15 protein-coding genes and 1 rRNA gene are annotated in these 17002 nt (G+C 68.5%); 12 read left to right on the top strand and 4 right to left on the bottom strand.

Annotated features, from left to right (window positions below; translation table 11 throughout):
* Window positions 1-69 precede the first annotated feature (69 nt).
* The 3 genes from D7Y15_RS14720 to D7Y15_RS14710 are packed head-to-tail and all read right to left on the bottom strand — an operon-like array spanning window position 70 to window position 2551.
* Window positions 70-816: a hypothetical protein gene (locus tag D7Y15_RS14720; protein WP_121752981.1), complete on the bottom strand. Its 747-nt coding sequence runs from the start codon at window positions 814-816 to the stop codon at window positions 70-72.
* Window positions 813-1649: a hypothetical protein gene (locus D7Y15_RS14715; protein ID WP_148712769.1), complete on the bottom strand. Its 837-nt coding sequence runs from the start codon at window positions 1647-1649 to the stop codon at window positions 813-815. Before D7Y15_RS14715 ends, D7Y15_RS14720 begins: the two co-directional genes overlap by 4 nt.
* Window positions 1649-2551, bottom strand: a complete 903-nt coding sequence (locus tag D7Y15_RS14710) for a PilZ domain-containing protein (RefSeq protein ID WP_158629052.1) — start codon at window positions 2549-2551, stop codon at window positions 1649-1651. Before D7Y15_RS14710 ends, D7Y15_RS14715 begins: the two co-directional genes overlap by 1 nt.
* Window positions 2552-2820: 269 nt before the next feature.
* Between D7Y15_RS14710 and D7Y15_RS14705 the strand changes: the two genes are divergently transcribed.
* The 10 genes from D7Y15_RS14705 to D7Y15_RS14660 all read left to right on the top strand — a co-directional run bounded on the left by D7Y15_RS14705 (window position 2821) and on the right by D7Y15_RS14660 (window position 13424).
* The gene (locus tag D7Y15_RS14705; protein WP_120575805.1) at window positions 2821-3261 is read left to right on the top strand and encodes a hypothetical protein; all 441 of its coding nucleotides are present in this window, start codon (window positions 2821-2823) and stop codon (window positions 3259-3261) included.
* Between the two features lie 180 nt (window positions 3262-3441).
* Window positions 3442-4926, top strand: a complete 1485-nt coding sequence (gene mmsA / locus D7Y15_RS14700) for a CoA-acylating methylmalonate-semialdehyde dehydrogenase (protein ID WP_121752993.1) — start codon at window positions 3442-3444, stop codon at window positions 4924-4926.
* Between the two features lie 70 nt (window positions 4927-4996).
* Complete coding sequence (locus tag D7Y15_RS14695) at window positions 4997-6250, top strand: GTP cyclohydrolase II (protein WP_120575804.1); 1254 nt, start codon at window positions 4997-4999, stop codon at window positions 6248-6250.
* Entirely contained in the window at window positions 6243-7451 is a 1209-nt protein-coding gene (locus tag D7Y15_RS14690) for a URC4/urg3 family protein (protein ID WP_120575803.1), read from the top strand. The genes D7Y15_RS14695 and D7Y15_RS14690 overlap by 8 nt, the downstream gene beginning before the upstream one ends.
* Window positions 7452-7474: 23 nt before the next feature.
* Complete coding sequence (gene upp, locus D7Y15_RS14685) at window positions 7475-8119, top strand: uracil phosphoribosyltransferase (RefSeq protein ID WP_120575802.1); 645 nt, start codon at window positions 7475-7477, stop codon at window positions 8117-8119.
* Window positions 8120-8174: 55 nt separating this feature from the next.
* Window positions 8175-8948 carry a serine protease gene (locus D7Y15_RS14680; protein ID WP_158624362.1) on the top strand — a complete coding sequence of 258 codons (774 nt, stop codon included), beginning with the start codon at window positions 8175-8177 and terminating at the stop codon, window positions 8946-8948.
* A 107-nt stretch (window positions 8949-9055) separates the two neighbouring features.
* Entirely contained in the window at window positions 9056-10459 is a 1404-nt protein-coding gene (locus D7Y15_RS14675) for a hypothetical protein (protein ID WP_121752978.1), read from the top strand.
* 63 nt (window positions 10460-10522) lie between these two features.
* Window positions 10523-11281, top strand: a complete 759-nt coding sequence (locus tag D7Y15_RS14670) for a trans-aconitate 2-methyltransferase (protein ID WP_121752977.1) — start codon at window positions 10523-10525, stop codon at window positions 11279-11281.
* Window positions 11281-12570, top strand: coding sequence for a CapA family protein (locus tag D7Y15_RS14665; RefSeq protein ID WP_121752976.1), 1290 nt, complete (start codon window positions 11281-11283; stop codon window positions 12568-12570). The genes D7Y15_RS14670 and D7Y15_RS14665 overlap by 1 nt, the downstream gene beginning before the upstream one ends.
* Window positions 12571-12698: 128 nt before the next feature.
* Window positions 12699-13424, top strand: a complete 726-nt coding sequence (locus tag D7Y15_RS14660; RefSeq protein ID WP_121752975.1) for a carbonic anhydrase — start codon at window positions 12699-12701, stop codon at window positions 13422-13424.
* Between the two features lie 6 nt (window positions 13425-13430).
* On the opposite strand, the gene D7Y15_RS14655 is transcribed toward D7Y15_RS14660, so the two are convergent.
* On the bottom strand, window positions 13431-14717 hold the full coding sequence (locus D7Y15_RS14655; RefSeq protein ID WP_121752974.1) for a chloride channel protein: 1287 nt from the start codon (window positions 14715-14717) through the stop codon (window positions 13431-13433).
* Window positions 14718-14944: 227 nt separating this feature from the next.
* Between D7Y15_RS14655 and D7Y15_RS14650 the strand changes: the two genes are divergently transcribed.
* Both D7Y15_RS14650 and D7Y15_RS14645 read left to right on the top strand, forming a co-directional pair.
* Complete coding sequence (locus D7Y15_RS14650; protein ID WP_120575795.1) at window positions 14945-16030, top strand: SGNH/GDSL hydrolase family protein; 1086 nt, start codon at window positions 14945-14947, stop codon at window positions 16028-16030.
* A gap of 893 nt (window positions 16031-16923) precedes the next feature.
* Window positions 16924-17002, top strand: a 16S ribosomal RNA gene (locus D7Y15_RS14645); the annotation flags it as partial.

Below are 17002 nucleotides of genomic sequence, written 5' to 3'. Positions count from 1 at the left end.
GGTTCGTGGCCGCCTGCACCACAAGTCCTTGCTTGATTGCCTCCTAGGTCATAAGTGCCATGGGGAAAATTAGGCCGCCGCCGCGGTGACGCCGCCTACACTCCGGCGCGCCGCCTCCAGGCAGTCGTCCAGGAAGCGCAGGTAGCAGTCCAGCCCGCGCGAGCCGAACGCCGCCAGCCGACGGCCTTCCTCGGGATGGGTGCTCAGCATCCCCTCCATCATCCGCTCGTTGAGCGCGGTGTGGCCCACGTCCACCTCCGCGTGCTCGCGCAGGAAGGTGAGCGTGTCCAGCGTCCCCTGTCCCAACACCTCGCGCACGCGCGCCAGGATGCGAGGCACCAGCACCACCGCGAGGTAGCCCACCTCGTACTCGATGGCCGCCTGGCCCAGCGGCAGGTCGCCGGTGATGGCCTCGTCGTGCACCTGCCGGTACTCGCGCATGGCGGCCGTGGGCGCCTGGGTGACCAGCGCCTCCGCGTCCAGCTGCTGCGAGTGGCTCGCGTTCCACTGCGCCGTCAGCACGCGAGCGTCCTGGAGGGTCATCAGGTGATGGCCGGCCTCGTGCTTCGCGTGGGTGATGAGCTGCCGGCCCACCTTCTCCTGGCCCAGCGCGATGCAGCGCTCACCGGCGCTGCGGATCCATCCGTCCACGGGCTCGGTCATGTACGCGCCCCGGGCGGACCACTCGATGAGGAAGCGCGCCATCAGGTCCGGCGTGATGTCCGGCGACAGGAGCGTGCGCACGACGGGCTCCGTCTCCAGGCGGTCGCGGGTTTCCATGGCGTGCGGCAGGTACTGCGTCTGGATGAGGCTCATGACAGCTCCTTCTGGGGGTGGGAGAGCGGACGGGGCGCCGTCTGCTCATGGATGTGCTCCAGGAACTCGGGAGCGAGGTCGGCGGGGATGAGCCACAGGTAGGGCTTCGCGTCGGGCGCGGCGTCATGCAGGCCCGCGGCCTCCACGTCGCCAGCCTCTTCGGCCAGGAAGGTGAAGCCGTCGCGGCCCCGTTGGGCGAACCAGCGGCGAGCCCCATCCATCAGCGCCGGATAGGCCTGCCGTGCACGAGGCGACAGCGCGAACACCCGCACGGAGTCCAGCAGCCCGAAGGGATTGGTGCCGGGCGGCCCCGACTCCAGGACGGCCACCGCCACCGGCTTCGCGCCCTCACGAGCGACCAGCAGGTGCCGCTCGCGCTCCAGGCCCACCGCCTGCCAGGCCCGAGTCACGTCCCGCAGGTCCAGCGTCTCCAGGCGCAGGTCCAACGCCTCGGCGTAGCAGGCAGGGCGGGTGAGGGCGATCCGCTCCACGAGCAGCCGTCGCTCCGCCTCCGTCGCGGGCCCCAGCTCCAGACCCGTCGACGGCGGGGCAGGGGGATGGCCACACTCGACGTCAATCATTCGCATCGGCAGCATCAGCGTCCGCCCCGTCGCCGCCATGCGGTCCGCGAAGCCCACGTGCGAGCGGTACGTGAAGGGCACGGTCGATTCGATGTACGCCGCGAACCACCGGAACCCGTTGTCCCGCTGCGCGTGCTCCACGCAGTGCACGTACAGCTCGCGCAGCATCTGGCCCTTGAGGCGCTCGAACCGCGTGGCGTCCTGGCGCCGCGCCAGCTGGTGCACCATCCACACGGAGCGGTAGGGCTTCATCACGGAGAGCGTCGCTTCCAAGCCGCGCTCTGAAGGCCACACCACCTCGGTGAGGACGGAGCCCATCGAGCCGGCCTGGCGTCCCAGCTCGATGAAGCTCCGCCGCCGCGACTCGAGTCCTCCGCGGACCTGCCCGCCAGATTGAAGTAGCCGGAGTCGATGAACAGCCGCCACTGCTCCTCCACCCGCGCGCCATCGGTACACGTCGTCGGATGAAGGGCCCGAGCCACCAGCGCCTGCCAGCGCTCCGAGTCCTCGACAGTCAAAGGCGTCACCAGGAGCCCGCACAGGAGCTCCCCATCGGCGCGGTCCGACACATGGCGCACCTCCCCGCGCAGGGACAGGACCTCACCCGCCGCAGTGCGCAGCTCGATGGGCTGGAGCACCCGGCCCGGCGAAAGACGTTCCCCAGCGCCCATCCGCAGCGCCATCCCATGCAGGGACACATCCACCGCGTCGCGTTCCCGGCCCAGCCATCCCGGCAGTGGCAGACGCAGTCGCAGGCCTTGCGGCGCGGGAGCACGCCGATGTGCCCGGCGACGCACCTGGATCAACTGACGAGGCAGCGGCGTCACCCACGTCCCCGGCTCCGGGGTCTCGCCGAACAGGAGCATCCGGTAGACGCAGCCATGGCCAAACACCTCCACCTCCCAAGCGTCCGCGCCCGGATCCACCGTCAGTCCGGACCAGTGGAGGACTCCACCTTCCAACTCCAGCGTCTCCAGCCGCAGCGGCGCCGCCGCATCTCCCCGTCGCAGCAGGGCGGGCGAGCCCATCGCGGCGGCGGTGGCGAGGATGACGCGGATGCGTTCGGAGTCGGTGACGTCCCACCGCACCTCCCATTCCTGGGCCGGTGCCTCGGACAACGGACGCAGCTGTGCGCGAGCGAAAGGCGCTCCCACGGTGGACTCTCCAGATGAATGACGTCGGGGGGCGCGCGAATCACCCAGGACTCCCGTGGATCCGCGCTTGAAATGGATACGGAGCCCGTCCACCCGGTTGGTCATCGAATCCCGGGGAACACGAGCACCGGCGGTGCGGCCTGCGGCTTTCTCGTTGTCTCACCTGACGTTGAAACCACGTGGAACCTCACGGGTTTCATGTGACGGCGGGGTGCCGCCACGGTGGGAAAGGTGCGTGCGCCCCAGGTCGGGCTTACCCTGTGGAGCCCATGTCCCTCCGCAAGGACTTCATCGAGCGCGCCGCCGAGCAGTTCGCCGCCGCCATCGCCAGCATCCTCAAGGCCCGGAAGGAGAAGCGGTATGGGGATGCACGCAACCACATCCGCGACACCGCCCTCACCGTGCTGGGCATGGAGTACGGCGCGCTCATCCTCGCGGACGCCGAGTCCACCTCGCGCCTGCTCGGCACCGCCTCTCGCGCGCGCATGCTCGCGAAGCTGGTGCGCGAGGACGGCGAGTTGATGCGCGAGCAGGGAGACCCCCTCACCGCCGACTCGCGCTTCCTGCTGTCGCTGGAGCTGTACCTGGAGGCCATCTCGCTCGGCCTCAACCCGGACACCGAGGACGCCACCGCCATCGCGGAGCTGCGCACCCTCACGGACACCTCCGCGCTGTCGGAGCGGCACCAGCGGATGCTCTCCCAGGCCTGACGAGGCGCGGCGCGCACGTTCGCGCACCCGTGCATCGGTCGGGTTTGCGACAGAGCAACATGGGGAGATCCATTGCTTCCGATCAAGCAATGACACGGTGACGCGCCCCGCCTTGCCCTGGCTTCCGGCTTTGCGTCTATCCTTGCCGCCCATTTGTCACGCAACACCGGGGGGGTGCGCGTGTCCTTTGTTCGGTTACCCGAGAGCGTGGTCTCTTGTCGCAACCTCGTGGGCGGAGAGTGGGTCTCTCCGTCCGGAGCGTCCGCGCAGGAGGTCCGCAGTCCCTATACCGGCGCGCTCATCGGCCGGGTGCCGCTGACGACCGCGTCTGGTGTCGCCCAGGCCGTGGAGGCCGCGAAGGCCGCCGCGCAAGGCTGGCGCGTCACCCCGCTGCGCGAGCGCACCCAATTCCTGCAACGCTTCCGCACGCTGCTGGAGACGCACGTGGAAAGGCTCGCGCACCTGGCCGCGAGCGAATCCGGCAAGACGGTGGCGGAGGGCCGCGCGGGCCTGCTCAAGGGCATGGAGGTCTGTGATTTCGCCCTGTCGCTCCAGAACCTGGACAGCGGCGCGCACCTGGAGGTGAGCCGAGGCGTCACCTGCGAATACCGCCGCGAGCCCCTGGGCGTCGTCGCCGGCATCACGCCGTTCAACTTCCCAGCGATGGTGCCCCTGTGGCTGTTCCCCATCGCCGTCACGGTGGGCAACGCCTTCATCCTCAAGCCGTCGGAGAAGGTGCCGCTCACCGCGACCGCCATGGGTGAGCTGATGGTGGAGGCCGGCTATCCGCCGGGCGTCTTCTCCGTGGTGCACGGCGCGAAGCCCGCGGTGGACGCGCTGCTGGAGCACCCGGATGTGAAGGCCCTGGCCTTCGTGGGCTCGTCCCCGGTCGCGCGGCACGTCTACGTGGAGGGCAGCCGCCACGGCAAGCGCGTGCTGGCGCTGGGCGGCGCGAAGAACCACCTCATCGTCGTGCCGGACGCGGACCCGGAGCTCACGCCGCAGGCGGTGGTGGACTCGTTCACCGGCTGCGCGGGCCAGCGCTGCATGGCGGCCAGCGTGATGCTCGCGGTGGGAGACGTGCAGCCGCTGGTGGACGACATCCTCCGGCGGGCCTCACGCCTGGAGGTCGGCCCGGGCATGGGAGCGCTCATCGACCGGGGCGCGGTGGATCGGCTGGAGACGGCCATCGCCAAGGCCCAGGCGGACGGGGCGCGAGTGCTCCTGGACGGGCGAGGCAAGAGGCCCGCGGGCGAGGCGTACGCGAACGGCCACTGGCTGGGGCCCACGGTGTTGGACAACGTGCGCCCGGACATGGAGGCCGCGCGGCGCGAGCTGTTCGGCCCGGTGCTGTCCATCGTGAGGGTGCCCACGTTGTCGGCGGCGCTCGCGGTGGAGAACGCGTCGCCCTATGGCAACGCGGCGTCCATCTTCACCACCAACGGCGCGGTGGCGCAGTCGGTGGTGGAGGGCGCCAGGGCCGGCATGGTGGGCGTGAACGTGGGCGTGCCGGTGCCGCGCGAGCCCTTCTCCTTCGGCGGCACGGGCGAGTCGAAGTTCGGCCACGGGGACATCACGGGACCGTCGAGCCTCGACTTCTGGAGCCAGCTCAAGAAGGTGACGCGCAAGTGGTCCGCGCGCACCGACGGCTCGTGGATGAGCTGACGCCGAGCGTCGGCGTCTTTCCATTCCCAGACATCATTCCTCTCCCGCGCCCCCCAAGGAGGGTGCACCCATGGCTGACAAGAAGCCCGTCAATCACATCCGTCTTACGTCCCATCCCGACGGGCAGGCGCCCGGAGTCCCCCTGCGCTGGGGCGAGTCGGAGCCGCTGCGCCGGGGCCCGGTGGTGGCCACGCTCTCCGACCCCGCGAGCCGAAACGTCATCGGCACGCACTCGGGTGCGTACTCCATCTACCGGGCGCTGGCGGTCTCCGCGGGCAAGCTGCCGCAGGACCACAAGGCGGACCTGACCAACACCTCGCCGGCGGCGCAGGTGGGGCCGCATCCGGGGTGGAGCGACCCCAAGCGCATCGTGTCGCTGGACCCCTGGGGCGCGGTGGCATCGCAGGTGTTCCGGGCCTACGCAGAGCAGGGCGTGGACTACCGGCCCACCATCGCCGTCACCCGGGCCCACATCAACATGCCGGAGGTGCGCGAGGCCATGGCCGCCGGGCGCCTCAAGGTGGACGGCGACCTCGTCGCTGCCAACGGTGACGTGAAGGTCGTGAAGGCCGCGGTGGAGCCCGTCTGGTACCTGCCCGGCATCGCCGAACGCTTCGGTCTCACGGAGGGCGCGCTGCGCCGAGGCCTCTTCGAGCACACCGGAGGCATGTACCCGGAGCTCATCACCCGCCCGGACCTGCACGTCTTCCTGCCGCCCATCGGCGGTCTATCGCTGTATGTGTTTGGAGACATCACCTCGCTCGCGGACCGGAACGTGCCGCTGGCGGCGCGGGTGCATGACGAGTGCAACGGCTCGGACGTCTTCGGCAGCGACATCTGCACCTGCCGGCCCTACCTGGTGCACGGCATCGAGGAGTGCGTGCGGATGGCGCAGCAGGGCGGGGTGGGGCTCATCGTCTACCACCGCAAGGAGGGCCGCGCGCTGGGCGAGGTGACCAAGTTCCTCGTCTACAACGCACGCAAGCGCCAGGAGGGCGGAGACTCCGCGGCCACGTACTTCCACCGCACGGAGTGCGTGGCGGGCGTGCAGGACATGCGCTTCCAGGAGCTGATGCCGGACGTGCTGCACTGGCTGGGCATCACGCGCATCCACCGCTTCATCTCCATGAGCGACATGAAGCACGACGCCATCGTGCGCTCGGGCATCGAGATTCTCGAGCGGGTACCCATCCCAGATGGACTCATCCCCGCCGACGCGAAGGTGGAGATGGAGGCGAAGAAGGCCGCGGGCTACTTCACGCGAGGGCCGGTGGCGGACGCGGGGGAGCTGGCGCAGGTGAAGGGACGGGACCTCGATGCTTGACGCGATCCGGGTGCAGGAGGTGTCCCCGACGGTGGCGTGGCTGCGCAGCCCGGCGGCCATCCGCGAGCGCTGTCACCAGGTGTTGGACCTGGGGCTCGCCGGCCGGCTGGAGTACTTCCGGGTGGAGCCGTCCCGGTTGCCCACGGTGGTGGACCGGGTGCTGGCGGTGACGCACGAGGCGTACCCCCGGCTGGACATCCCGGTGCACAGCCGCTGGAGGCACTTCGACGCGGGAGGAGTGCCCAGGCTCGCGCAACTGGAGGCGAAGCTGGCCCCGCTGCCGCCGGAGGAACGAGCCAGGGCGAAGGTGGACCTGGGCGTGGTGAGCGTGCTGCTGGACGCGGGCAGCGGACCCGCGTGGCGCTACCAGGAACCCGGAGGCGCGTCCTACGTGCGCTCGGAGGGACTGGCGGTGGCGTCGCTGCGCATGTTCATGGCGGGCGGCTTCTCGTCGGATCCGGACCGGCCGCTGCGAGCGGACGCGGAGGCCCTGGGCCGCATGACGCGCGAGCAATTGGAGCGAGGCTTCCAGGTGTCGGAGTCCAATCCGCTCCTGGGAGTGGAAGGCCGCTTGCACCTCATGCAGGCGCTGTCGCGAGTGCTGCCCAGGCCGGGGTCGCTGTTCGACATGCTGGCCGCGCATCGCCGCAGCGTGCGAGCGGCGGAGGTGCTGGGCACGCTGCTGGAGGTGCTGGGCCCCATCTGGCCGGGTCGCACGACGGTGGACGGAGTGAACCTGGGGGACGTGTGGCCGCATCCGGCGCTCGGGCCGCCAGGAAGCGCGGACGCGCTGGTGCCCTTCCACAAGTTGTCCCAGTGGCTGGCGTACTCGCTGGTGGAGCCGCTGGCGGAAGCAGGCGTGACGGTGACGGAGCTGGACGCGCTCACCGGCCTGCCGGAGTACCGCAACGGAGGCCTCTTCGTGGACCTGGGTGTGCTGGTGCCGCAGGACCCGCGCCTGACGACGGAGGTCTACGGCCCGGGTGACCCGCCCATCGTGGAGTGGAGGGCGCTGACGGTGGCGCTGCTGGACCGGGTGGCCGCGCTGGTGCGAGGGCGTCTGGAATTGAGCGCGGAGGAGTTGCCTCTGGCCAAGGTGCTCCAGGGCGGCACCTGGACGGCGGGGCGCCGGGTGGCGGCGGAGCTGCGCCCGGGAGGCGTGCCGCCCATCCGCATCCGCAGTGACGGCACGGTGTTCTGAAACCCATACAAGGACGGCGACACATGGACTTCCCGAACTGCACGGTGGTGGATCACCCGCTGGTGAAGCACAAGCTGACGGTGATGCGCAGGACGGATACGAGCACGGCGTCCTTCCGGGCGCTGCTGGAGGAGATCTCCCTCATGCTCGGGTACGAGGCGCTGCGAGACCTGAAGCTGCGCGAGGAGGAGATTGAAACGCCCATGGCGCGCACCACGGGCTGGGCGCTGGACGGCAAGAAGCTGGTGCTGGTGCCCATCCTGAGAGCGGGGCAGGGCATCCTGGACGGCCTGCTCCAACTGGTCCCCTCCGCGCGAGTAGGCCACATCGGCCTGTACCGCGACCCGGAGTCCCTGAGCGCGGTGGAGTACTACTACCGTGTGCCCGCCAACCTGGAGGACCGCGACGTCATCGTCTGCGACCCGATGCTCGCGACAGGCAACTCCGCGGTGGCGGCGCTCCAGCGAGTGAAGCGAAGCCGCCCGGGCTCATTGCGTTTCGTGTGTCTGCTCGCGTGTCCGGAGGGCCTGACGAACCTGCGCGAGCACCACCCCGACGTGCGAGTCTTCACCGCCGCCATCGACGAGAAGCTGGACTCGCACGGCTACATCCTGCCCGGCCTGGGCGACGCGGGAGACCGCCTCTTCGGCACGAAGTCGGTGGACTGACTAGTCGCGATTTGCTGGATTGACGGTGAGGCATGAATCCTTCATGTCTCACCGCATGAAGACATCCCGTTTCGCGTCCGCGTTGATGGCATTGGGGTTCCTCGCCTGTGGTGGAGAGCTGGATGAGGTAGCTGTCCCCGGCGTCCAGACCCAGGAGCTCATCGGCGGAAGCCTCGCTGCCCGGTACGAGCTGCCCCACCAGGTGCGCCTCCACGTGACGGGCGCATTCACCTGCGGAGGCACGCTCCTCCGGGCCGGCTGGGTGGTGACGGCCGCCCACTGCGTCGAGGGCGTCACCCCCGCCTCCATGCGCATCTACGCGGGAGACCTGCGGCTGGGCTCGGTGGAGGCGGACGAGCAGTACCGAGCGGTGTCGCGCAAGGTGATGCACCCGTCCTACGACGGGTCGGTCCACGACGTCGCGCTCCTCCAACTCGCCCAGCCCTTCAATCTCTCACCGGCGGTGCGGACGCTGACGCTGCCGGATGCGCCCGCGCCCCTGGGTGCGCCGTACGTCGCGAGCGGCTGGGGCCGCACCCAGACCGCGCCCACCTCCGATGCGCTCAAGCGAGTGAGCCTGAGCATCACCTCCACGGCCACCTGCCGAGACATGGTGGGAAGCGACTACGTCAACGGCGCGGTGCTGTGCACGGCGCCGAGCGCCACCGCCAACGTCTGCACGAAGGATGACGGCGGACCCCTGGCCTTCAACGGGAAGTTGTATGGGATTGTGAGCGGGTTCGGCTCCAACCAGTGCAACACGTTCTCCCTGTTCACCAACGTGGCCACGTACACGCCATGGATCCGCTCCGTCATCAACGGGACGTGATGCACCGAGCCACGACGGTTTCACGCCTTGGCTCTTGAGAACTGGGAAAGACGGATTTAAACGTTGAACGGTCTAAACGTTTTTGTCCATTTCCCGGGAGTCCAGGCATGCGCGCGTCGTGGCGGTCCACCCTGATGGCGGTGATGTTGGGCGCGGTCTTCGCGGAAGGAGTGGAGGCGGCGGAGCCCGGCACGCAGCATTGGACGGAGAATCTTTCCGCCGGAGCAGGCACGTCGGAGCTCGTGGGCACGCGAGACGGGCTGCTCTACGAACCCAACGCCGTGATGCGCCGTCCCGAGGGCCTGAGCCGGCTCACGGGCCTCTTCGAGTTCCCGGCGCGCACGCTCGAGCAGCCCGTGGACACCTTCCGTCCCCAGGTCCAGGCGTCGGTAGGCCTGGGGCAGGGCGTCGAAGTGGACGTGCGAGTGAGAACCCCCGGAGGAGCCTGGAGCGAATGGCGCACCGCCACGGGAGACGAAGCCGTGCGCCTGCCCCGCTCGGGCACGGAGGTGCAGGTGCGCCTCGCGCTCATCGCGGACGAGCGAGGCCGCGGGCCGGTGGTCCAGGAGGTGGGCCTGGAGGGCTGGCGCGAAGGAGGCACGGATGAGGGGCTACAGACGCTCGCGCCGCTGACCTACCGCGTCTACGCCACCCGCGAGGGCCTGGTGGGCGGCACGACGGCGAACGGCCACGTCATCAAGACCAACGACCGCTTCGTGGCGCTGCCGTCGCGGCGAGGGCTCGCGTCGAACGGAGGCTCCGAATACCAGGTGCGCGTCTGTTATTCGAAGACGGCGAAGTGCGCGACGACGTCCGTCTGGGACGTGGGCCCGTGGAACACGAAGGACGACTACTGGAACCCGTCCAGCGTGCGCGAGATGTGGAAGACGCTGCCGCAGGGCAAGCCGGAGGCGCAGGCGGCATACCAGGACAACTTCAACGGCGGGTTGGACCAGTTCGGTCGCCGGCCGGCGAACCCCGCGGGCATCGACCTCGCGGACGGGACATTCTGGTTGGACCTGGGGATGTCGAACAACGACTGGGTGGACGTGACGTACCTGTGGACGTCCGGCGGAGGTTCGTCGACGGGGCTGGTCATCGACAGCAACAACGCGAACAACGACCAGTCCAAGGGCTACATCCAGCTCACGGGCACCAGCTGGGCGTCCTCCACGAACGTGGCGGGCTACTACGGCACCAGCTACCTGGTGTCCCCGGGAGCAGCGGTGTCGGAGCCTGCGACGTTCTGGTTCTACCTGTCCGCGGCGGGAACGAAGACGGTGGACGCGTGGTGGACGGCGGCGAGCGACCGCTCCACGGTCGCGCCCTTCATCGTCACGAACGCATCCGGCACGCAGCTGGCGAACGTGAAGGTGAACCAGACGGTCAACGGCGCAAGGTGGAACACGCTCGGCACGTGGAGCTTCCCGGCGGGGTGGAACAAGGTCCAGCTGAGCCGGTGGGTGACGGCGGGGACCTATGTGGTCGCGGACGCCATCCAGGTCCGTTAGGCCTCATGGACGCACGGGTTGTCCGGGCGGTAGAACGGTGCCCCATCTCCGAGGAAGTCATCCATGGCGTCGTTGCGCACCGTGCTCCCGCCTCCCGTGGAGGAGCCACAGCTCTACACCGACCTTGCCGGCTGGTGGCCGTTGTTCTCGCCACCGGAGGAGTACGGGGAGGAGGCGGAGGACCTGCTCCCCATGTTGCACCCGGAGGAGGGCCCGGCGAGCACGATGCTGGAATTGGGGTCGGGCGGAGGAAGCCTGGCCTTCCACATGAAGAAGCACTTCACGCTGACGCTGACGGACCGCTCGGCGGAGATGGTGGCGGTGAGTCGCAAGGTGAATCCGGAGTGCGAGCACCGCGTGGGGGACATGCGCTCGCTGCGGCTGGGACGCACGTTCGACCGGGTGATGGTGCACGACGCCATCATGTACGCGGTGGATCGCGAGGACGCGCGAGCCACGGTCCATACGGCTGCTGCGCACTGCCGCCCGGGAGGCCGGGTGGTGCTGTTGCCGGACTGCGTGCGTGAGACCTTCGAACCCCTCACCGAGTCCGGAGGCCACGACGGGCCGGACGGGCGAGGAATGCGCTATCTCATGTGGACCTGGGATCCGGATCCGGACGACGAGACCTTCGAGACCGCGTTCGCCTATCTGCTGCGCGAAGCGGACGGAACGGTGAGCATGTCGCAGGAGCGCCACCGCTTCGGTCTGTTCCGGCGTGAAGACTGGCTCGAATGGATGCGAGAGGCCGGCTGTCCCGCGACGACACGCAGGGACCCCTGGAACCGGGAAGTCTTCATCGGGGTGCGGGAGCAGGACTGATGCGAGGGTGGGGGGCCTTGCTGGTGTTCATCCCGCTGTGGGGGATGGCCGCGCCCGCGCGAGTGGAGCTCGTCTTTGGCGGAGACGTGATTCCGCACGGCGAGGTGAAGTCGGTGGCGAAGGCCCACGCGGGCAGTGGAAACCACGAAGGTTGGGACCACGTCTTCGGCCCACTGTCGGACGTGCTGCGAACAGCGGACGTGGGCGTGGTGAACCTGGAGACGCCGGTCACGGCCAACACCAAGGCCTTCACGAAGGAGCTGGTCTTCAACGCGCCCCCATCCATGGTGCAGGCCCTGGTGAACGCCGGAGTGAAGGTGGTGTCCACGGGCAACAACCACGCAAGGGATCAGCACGTGGAAGGCCTGGTGGAGACGCTGCGACACCTGGACGCAGCGGGACTGCGCCACACGGGAACGGGGACGACAAGAGACGCGGCCTGGGAGCCGGTGTTCATGGAGGTGCGAGGCCTCAAGCTGGGCTTCCTCTCCTTCACGAGGAGCCTGAACGGCTTCAGCAACCCGAAGGAATCGGACGCGCCGCACGTGGCGCTGTTGCCCTACCCGGAGCACGCCTCGAGAAGGGGGCTGAAACCGGAGGAAGCACTGGAGCGGGTGCGAGCAGCGGCAGCGAAGTGTGACGCGCTCTTCGTGATGGGGCACTGGGGGCGCGAGTACACGGACACGCCGCACCCGTTGGACAGGGCCCTGGGGCAGTCCTTCCTGGAAGCAGGAGCCTTCGCGGTCATCGGCCACCATCCGCACGTGTTGCAGCCATTGGAGGCGTACACGACGAAGTCCGGGCGCCGGGGTTTCATCGCCTACTCATTGGGCAACCTGGTGGCGAACCAGGCGCGCTTCTACCGTCACGTGAAGGGGCAGCTGGGCAAGGACGGAGACAAGAGAGACACACTGCTCCTGCGAGTCGGAGTGACCAGGGCGGAGCCCGGAGCCCCGGTGTCCCTGGCGGATGTTTCAGTGTTGCCGGTCTGGATTGAAAACAACGCCCAGGGCCGCAAGGCGAAAGCGAAGCGGAACATCCAACCGGTACTCATCGACCGCGAGATTGAAGAGGTATCACGAAGGTTGGCCGCACTGACCCAGCGCACCGAGACGCCCGACAAGGCGACCCGAGCCGAGAAGGCCGCCCTGGAGCAGCGCCTGGCAAGCGCCCGATACCGCCGCGAACGCATCCTGAGGATGCTGCCCGCGGAGTTCCGGGTAGCCACCCCGGAGCTGAGGCGGAGGGACGACAGAGCCGTGGGGCTGGCGGCTCAGACCGTGCCCTGAACCTCAGGTAGGAGGACGTGCGACGGCGGAGTGTCGTGGAGTCCATGGTTTCCGGTCCGCCGCCCTGTTACCCCTGAGGGGCGCTTGGACTCGCGTCCTGGCGTACACCCCACCCCAGGTCACACCCCATGATTCCTCTTCTTCGCACCGCTGCGGCCATCGCGCTGCTGGGCCTCGCCATGCCCGCGCTCGCCGAGGACCCGCATCCAGCCCACCCCGCCGTGAAGCCCGAAGCGCCGCCGGTCACCTTCCACCGGCTGGAGCAGGGCAACCTGCGCTTCACCAAGGGCGTGGCACGCCACCCCGCGCAGACCCTCGCGGTGCGCCACGCGCTGGCCAACGAGCAGCACCCGCACGCCATCGTCGTCACCTGCAGCGACTCGCGAGTGCCCCCGGAGCTCGTCTTCGACCAGGGCCTGGGTGAGCTCTTCGTCGTGCGCGAGGCCGGCAACGAGCTGGAGCCCCTCGTCGTCGCCAGCATCGAGTACGGCGTCGCCAACCTGGGCGTGCGCCTCATTGTCATCATGGGCCACGAGTCCTGCGGCGCCGTGAAGGCGGGTCTCACCATTCCGGACGGCCAGAGCACCGGCTCGCCCAACCTCGACGCGCTCGTCTCCGCCGTGAAGAGCAACCTCATCGACGCCCACCTCACGGACGCGGACAAGCACGACCCCAAGGTGGTGAAGGCCTCGCACGCGAACGTGGACGCCGTCACCCGCCAGCTCACCGAGCGCTCCCAGCTCCTCAAGGCCAAGGTCGACGCGGGCGAACTCGCGGTCGTCTCCGCCATCTACTCGCTGGACACCGGGCACGTGGAGTTCTGGCACACGGAGGGGCTCGTCCCCTCCAAGTAGCGACCGTCAGCGAGGCGCCTCGGATTCCTCCCGGGGCGCCGCGTGCAGGTCGCGCAACGTGACGATACGGTCCAGCAGAGGCCCGCCCAGCTTCTTCCGGGCGATGCGCTGCGACGGATAGATGCCCCGGTGGCCCGTGAGCAGGTACGCCACCGTGGCGACGATGGCCACGTGAGGCAGCACGGAGGCGCCCACCAGCTCCACCGCCATCAGCGACAGCGCAAGCGGCGTATTGGCGGCCGCCGCGAACAGCGCCGCCATGCCCACCGCCGCGCCCAGGTCCACGGGAAGTCCCAACAGCCGAGCGAGGACATTGCCCAGCGCCGCGCCAATGAAGAACAGCGGAGTCACCTCCCCGCCCAGGAAACCCGCGCCCAGCGTCACCACCGTGAACACGAGCTTCCAGGCGAACGTCCCCCAAGGCAGCGACACATCCTCGAACGCGCGAAGGATGCCGGGCACGCCCAGGCCCAGGTAGTCGCTGGTGCCCGCGAGCTTCCAGAGCCCCACCACCCCCAGGCCGCCCAGGGCCATGCGCACGGGAAGCCACGGCACACGGCGCTCCAGGACCCGCTTCAGTCCATGCGTGCCCTCGATGAAGGCCACCGCCACGCCCGCGATGCCCACCGCGAACACCAGCCACTTGCCCAGCACGGGCAACGTCAGCGCCAGCGCCTGAGGCACCGGGTACGCGGTGTGATGGATGCCCAGCCCCTGAGTCACCAGGTCGCCCACGACGGCGGCCGTGAGCGCGGGCAGGAGCGCCTCGTAGCCCAGCCGGCCCACGCACACGACCTCCAGCCCGAACACCGTGCCCGCCAGCGGAGTGCCGAACACCGAACCGAAGCCGCCCGCGATGCCCGCCGCCAGCAGCTCGCGCCGGATCTCCGGAGCCACGCGGAAGCGCCAGGCAATCTGGTCCGCCAGGCTCGCGCCCATCTGCACCGCGGTGCCCTCGCGTCCCGCGCTCCCTCCGAACAGGTGCGTGAGCACCGTGCCCAGCAGCACCATGGGCGCCATGCGAAGGGGAATCACCGCGTCGCCCTCATGCACCGTGTCCAGGACCAGGTTGTTGCCGCCCCGGATGGACGCGCCCCACCGGCCGTACACCGCGCCCAGGACGAGTCCCGCCACGGGCAGTGCGTACACCAGCGACTCATGCGCCAGCCGGAACTCCGTGGCCTCCTCCAGCAGCGCCAGGAACACCGCGGACGCCACGCCGCACACGCCCCCCACGATGGCGCCCAACAGCAGCCACTGGCCCAGTGCTCGGGCGCTCCCGGAGATGTTCATGGGCGCACTCCAGTCGTGAAACAACGCGTCAACCGGAAGCGCCGCGTCAGAGAAGGGCGCGCGAAAACACCCCTCTGACGCACCATGGCGGAATTCGTGTTCAACATGGAATACATAGTGCGGAGTTAATTCCGGTCTGCGGAGTGATTCCTGAATCAAAGCCGTGTACCGTGCGCGGCCTCTCCCCATTGCCGGGGCGGGAACCCCCTACCTCTTCAGGAGCCGGTATGTCCGTTCGTCGCAGCGGGCTGTCCCTCGCCGCCGTCCTCGCCGCCACCACCCTCAGTGGCACCGCGCTGGCCAGCACCATCAACCAGAACACGTCGTGGACCATCAACCGCTCGGCGTCGCAGACGTACCGGGTGGTGGCCTACGGCGACTCCATCTTCGCCGGCTACAACGGCGGAATCTCCAGCGTGGGGCGTCGTGCGGCCCCGGTGGTGGAGGGTGAGTACGCGGCGAAGAAGTGGGGCGCCAACGTGGAGGTCATCCGCCGCACGAAGTCCGGCGCGAAGGCGGACGACATCTACAACAACAAGATCGTCTCCGAGCGCTCCTACATGCAGGACGCCAAGACGCGCGTCGTGATGTTCGAGATGTGCGGCAACGACTACCTGCAGGCCCGCAGCGCGTTCACCGACCAGACCGGCACCTGTAACTACAGCGGCCTGCAGAACGCGCTGGCGACCTGCACCACGTACATGGAACGTGGCATGCAGACCATCAACCAGTACGCGACCACCGCCAAGGTGAAGGTCATCTCCAACATCTATTACCCCGGCTATGACGCGGACAACGTGCTGACGGCCTGCACGGACGCGACGACGGGCCAGAAGGTGAACAAGCAGCAGTACTTCCTGCCGCTGCTGGCGCGCAGCAACTGGCGTGCCTGCAACCTGGCGGCGAAGTACGGCTTCAAGTGCTCGGACGCCTTCGCGGAGATGATGGCCTCCGACTACGACCGCAACGGCGACGGCCAGATTGACTCCGAGGCCATTGCGTACCGCGCCGGCGAGACCGAGGACGCCTACGTGCAGCGCATCAGCGTCACCCTGCGCAGCACGCTGCGCGACGCGAACGGCCACCTGGCGAACAGCAGCACCAGCTACGACTACATCCAGTCGGACAACACGCACCCCACGTACACGGGCTCCACCATCAGCGTGAACATCTTCTCCGGCTCCGGTTCCGGCTCCGGAGCGCCGTCCTACACGGACGCCCAGGTCGTCAACGGCAAGAACCCGGACTGGAACAAGTTCGGCCACGAGCGCATGGGCTGGAGCATCTCCACGTTCGACCCCGCGACGCCGTGAGCTGAAGCGGCATCCGTAGGGAGAAAGGGCCTCCGACCTGTCACCGGGTCGGGGGCCTTGTCGTGTCCGTACCGACGGAGCGGCCAGCAGCCCTGTCAGCGGCCAGGCGTTCATGCCTCTATTCGTCGGAGCGCCAATGATCAGGTTCGGCTCAAACGAAGGTTTGACGTCTTCGGCCTGAAGCGTTAGAGAGTGCCCCCTCCGCGACGACCGGCGGGCCCCTGGGCCTCGGAAGGTCAGCGCGGGGGAAGAAAAGGATCGACGAAGGTTGTTGATCCCGAACGCGGCAAAGAGGTAGAAGCCGCGCCCCTCACCTCGAAGCCCGCGCACTGGCGCGGAAGGCACTTCGGGGAGAGAGCAGCACCGAAAAGAAAATAGGGCAGTCAACCAAGTGAGTTGACAGCGAACGCGGCGAAGAGATAGAAGCCGCGCCCCACCGAAGAAGCAGCAGTCCGGAAGGCAACACGACGGACGCAAAGCGGTGAGGAAAGCTGACAGCAAACGGTTGACAGGGAACGCGGCGCTGAAGTAGAAGCCGCTCCCCTTCGAAAAGAAGCGGCGGAAGTCACTGGACGGCGCCGACGAACTTCGAAGAAGCCTGCAGGACGCAAAAGCGAAGTTGACGCTGGCTGCGAACTGAAATAGAAGCTGCAACCCCGCCGGACGAAACAAGCCGGCAAGCAACAAAGTCGCAACAAGCGGCTCGGTCTTTGAAAACCAAATAGCAAGCCCAAGCAGTAATGGATTGCGGAAACCCGCAGTCAATTTTTTGAGGGCGCTTCACCTCAAGAGCAGCGCTGAAAGGCGCAGCGAGAGGGAGGTGCCGACGAATCAGCGAGCCGAGACTCCTTAGCCGGGTCTCGGGGAACGCCGGTTCAAGCAAACCAAGAATACAATTGGAGAGTTTGATCCTGGCTCAGAACGAACGCTGGCGGCGTGCCTAACACATGCAAGTCGAGCGCGAATAGGGGC

It is taken from the genome of Corallococcus sp. AB030 (assembly GCF_003668965.1).
In the GTDB taxonomy this organism is placed as follows: domain Bacteria; phylum Myxococcota; class Myxococcia; order Myxococcales; family Myxococcaceae; genus Corallococcus; species Corallococcus exiguus.
Note: the sequence above shows the minus strand (reverse complement) of the source record. Positions and strands in the feature narration are given on the sequence as shown.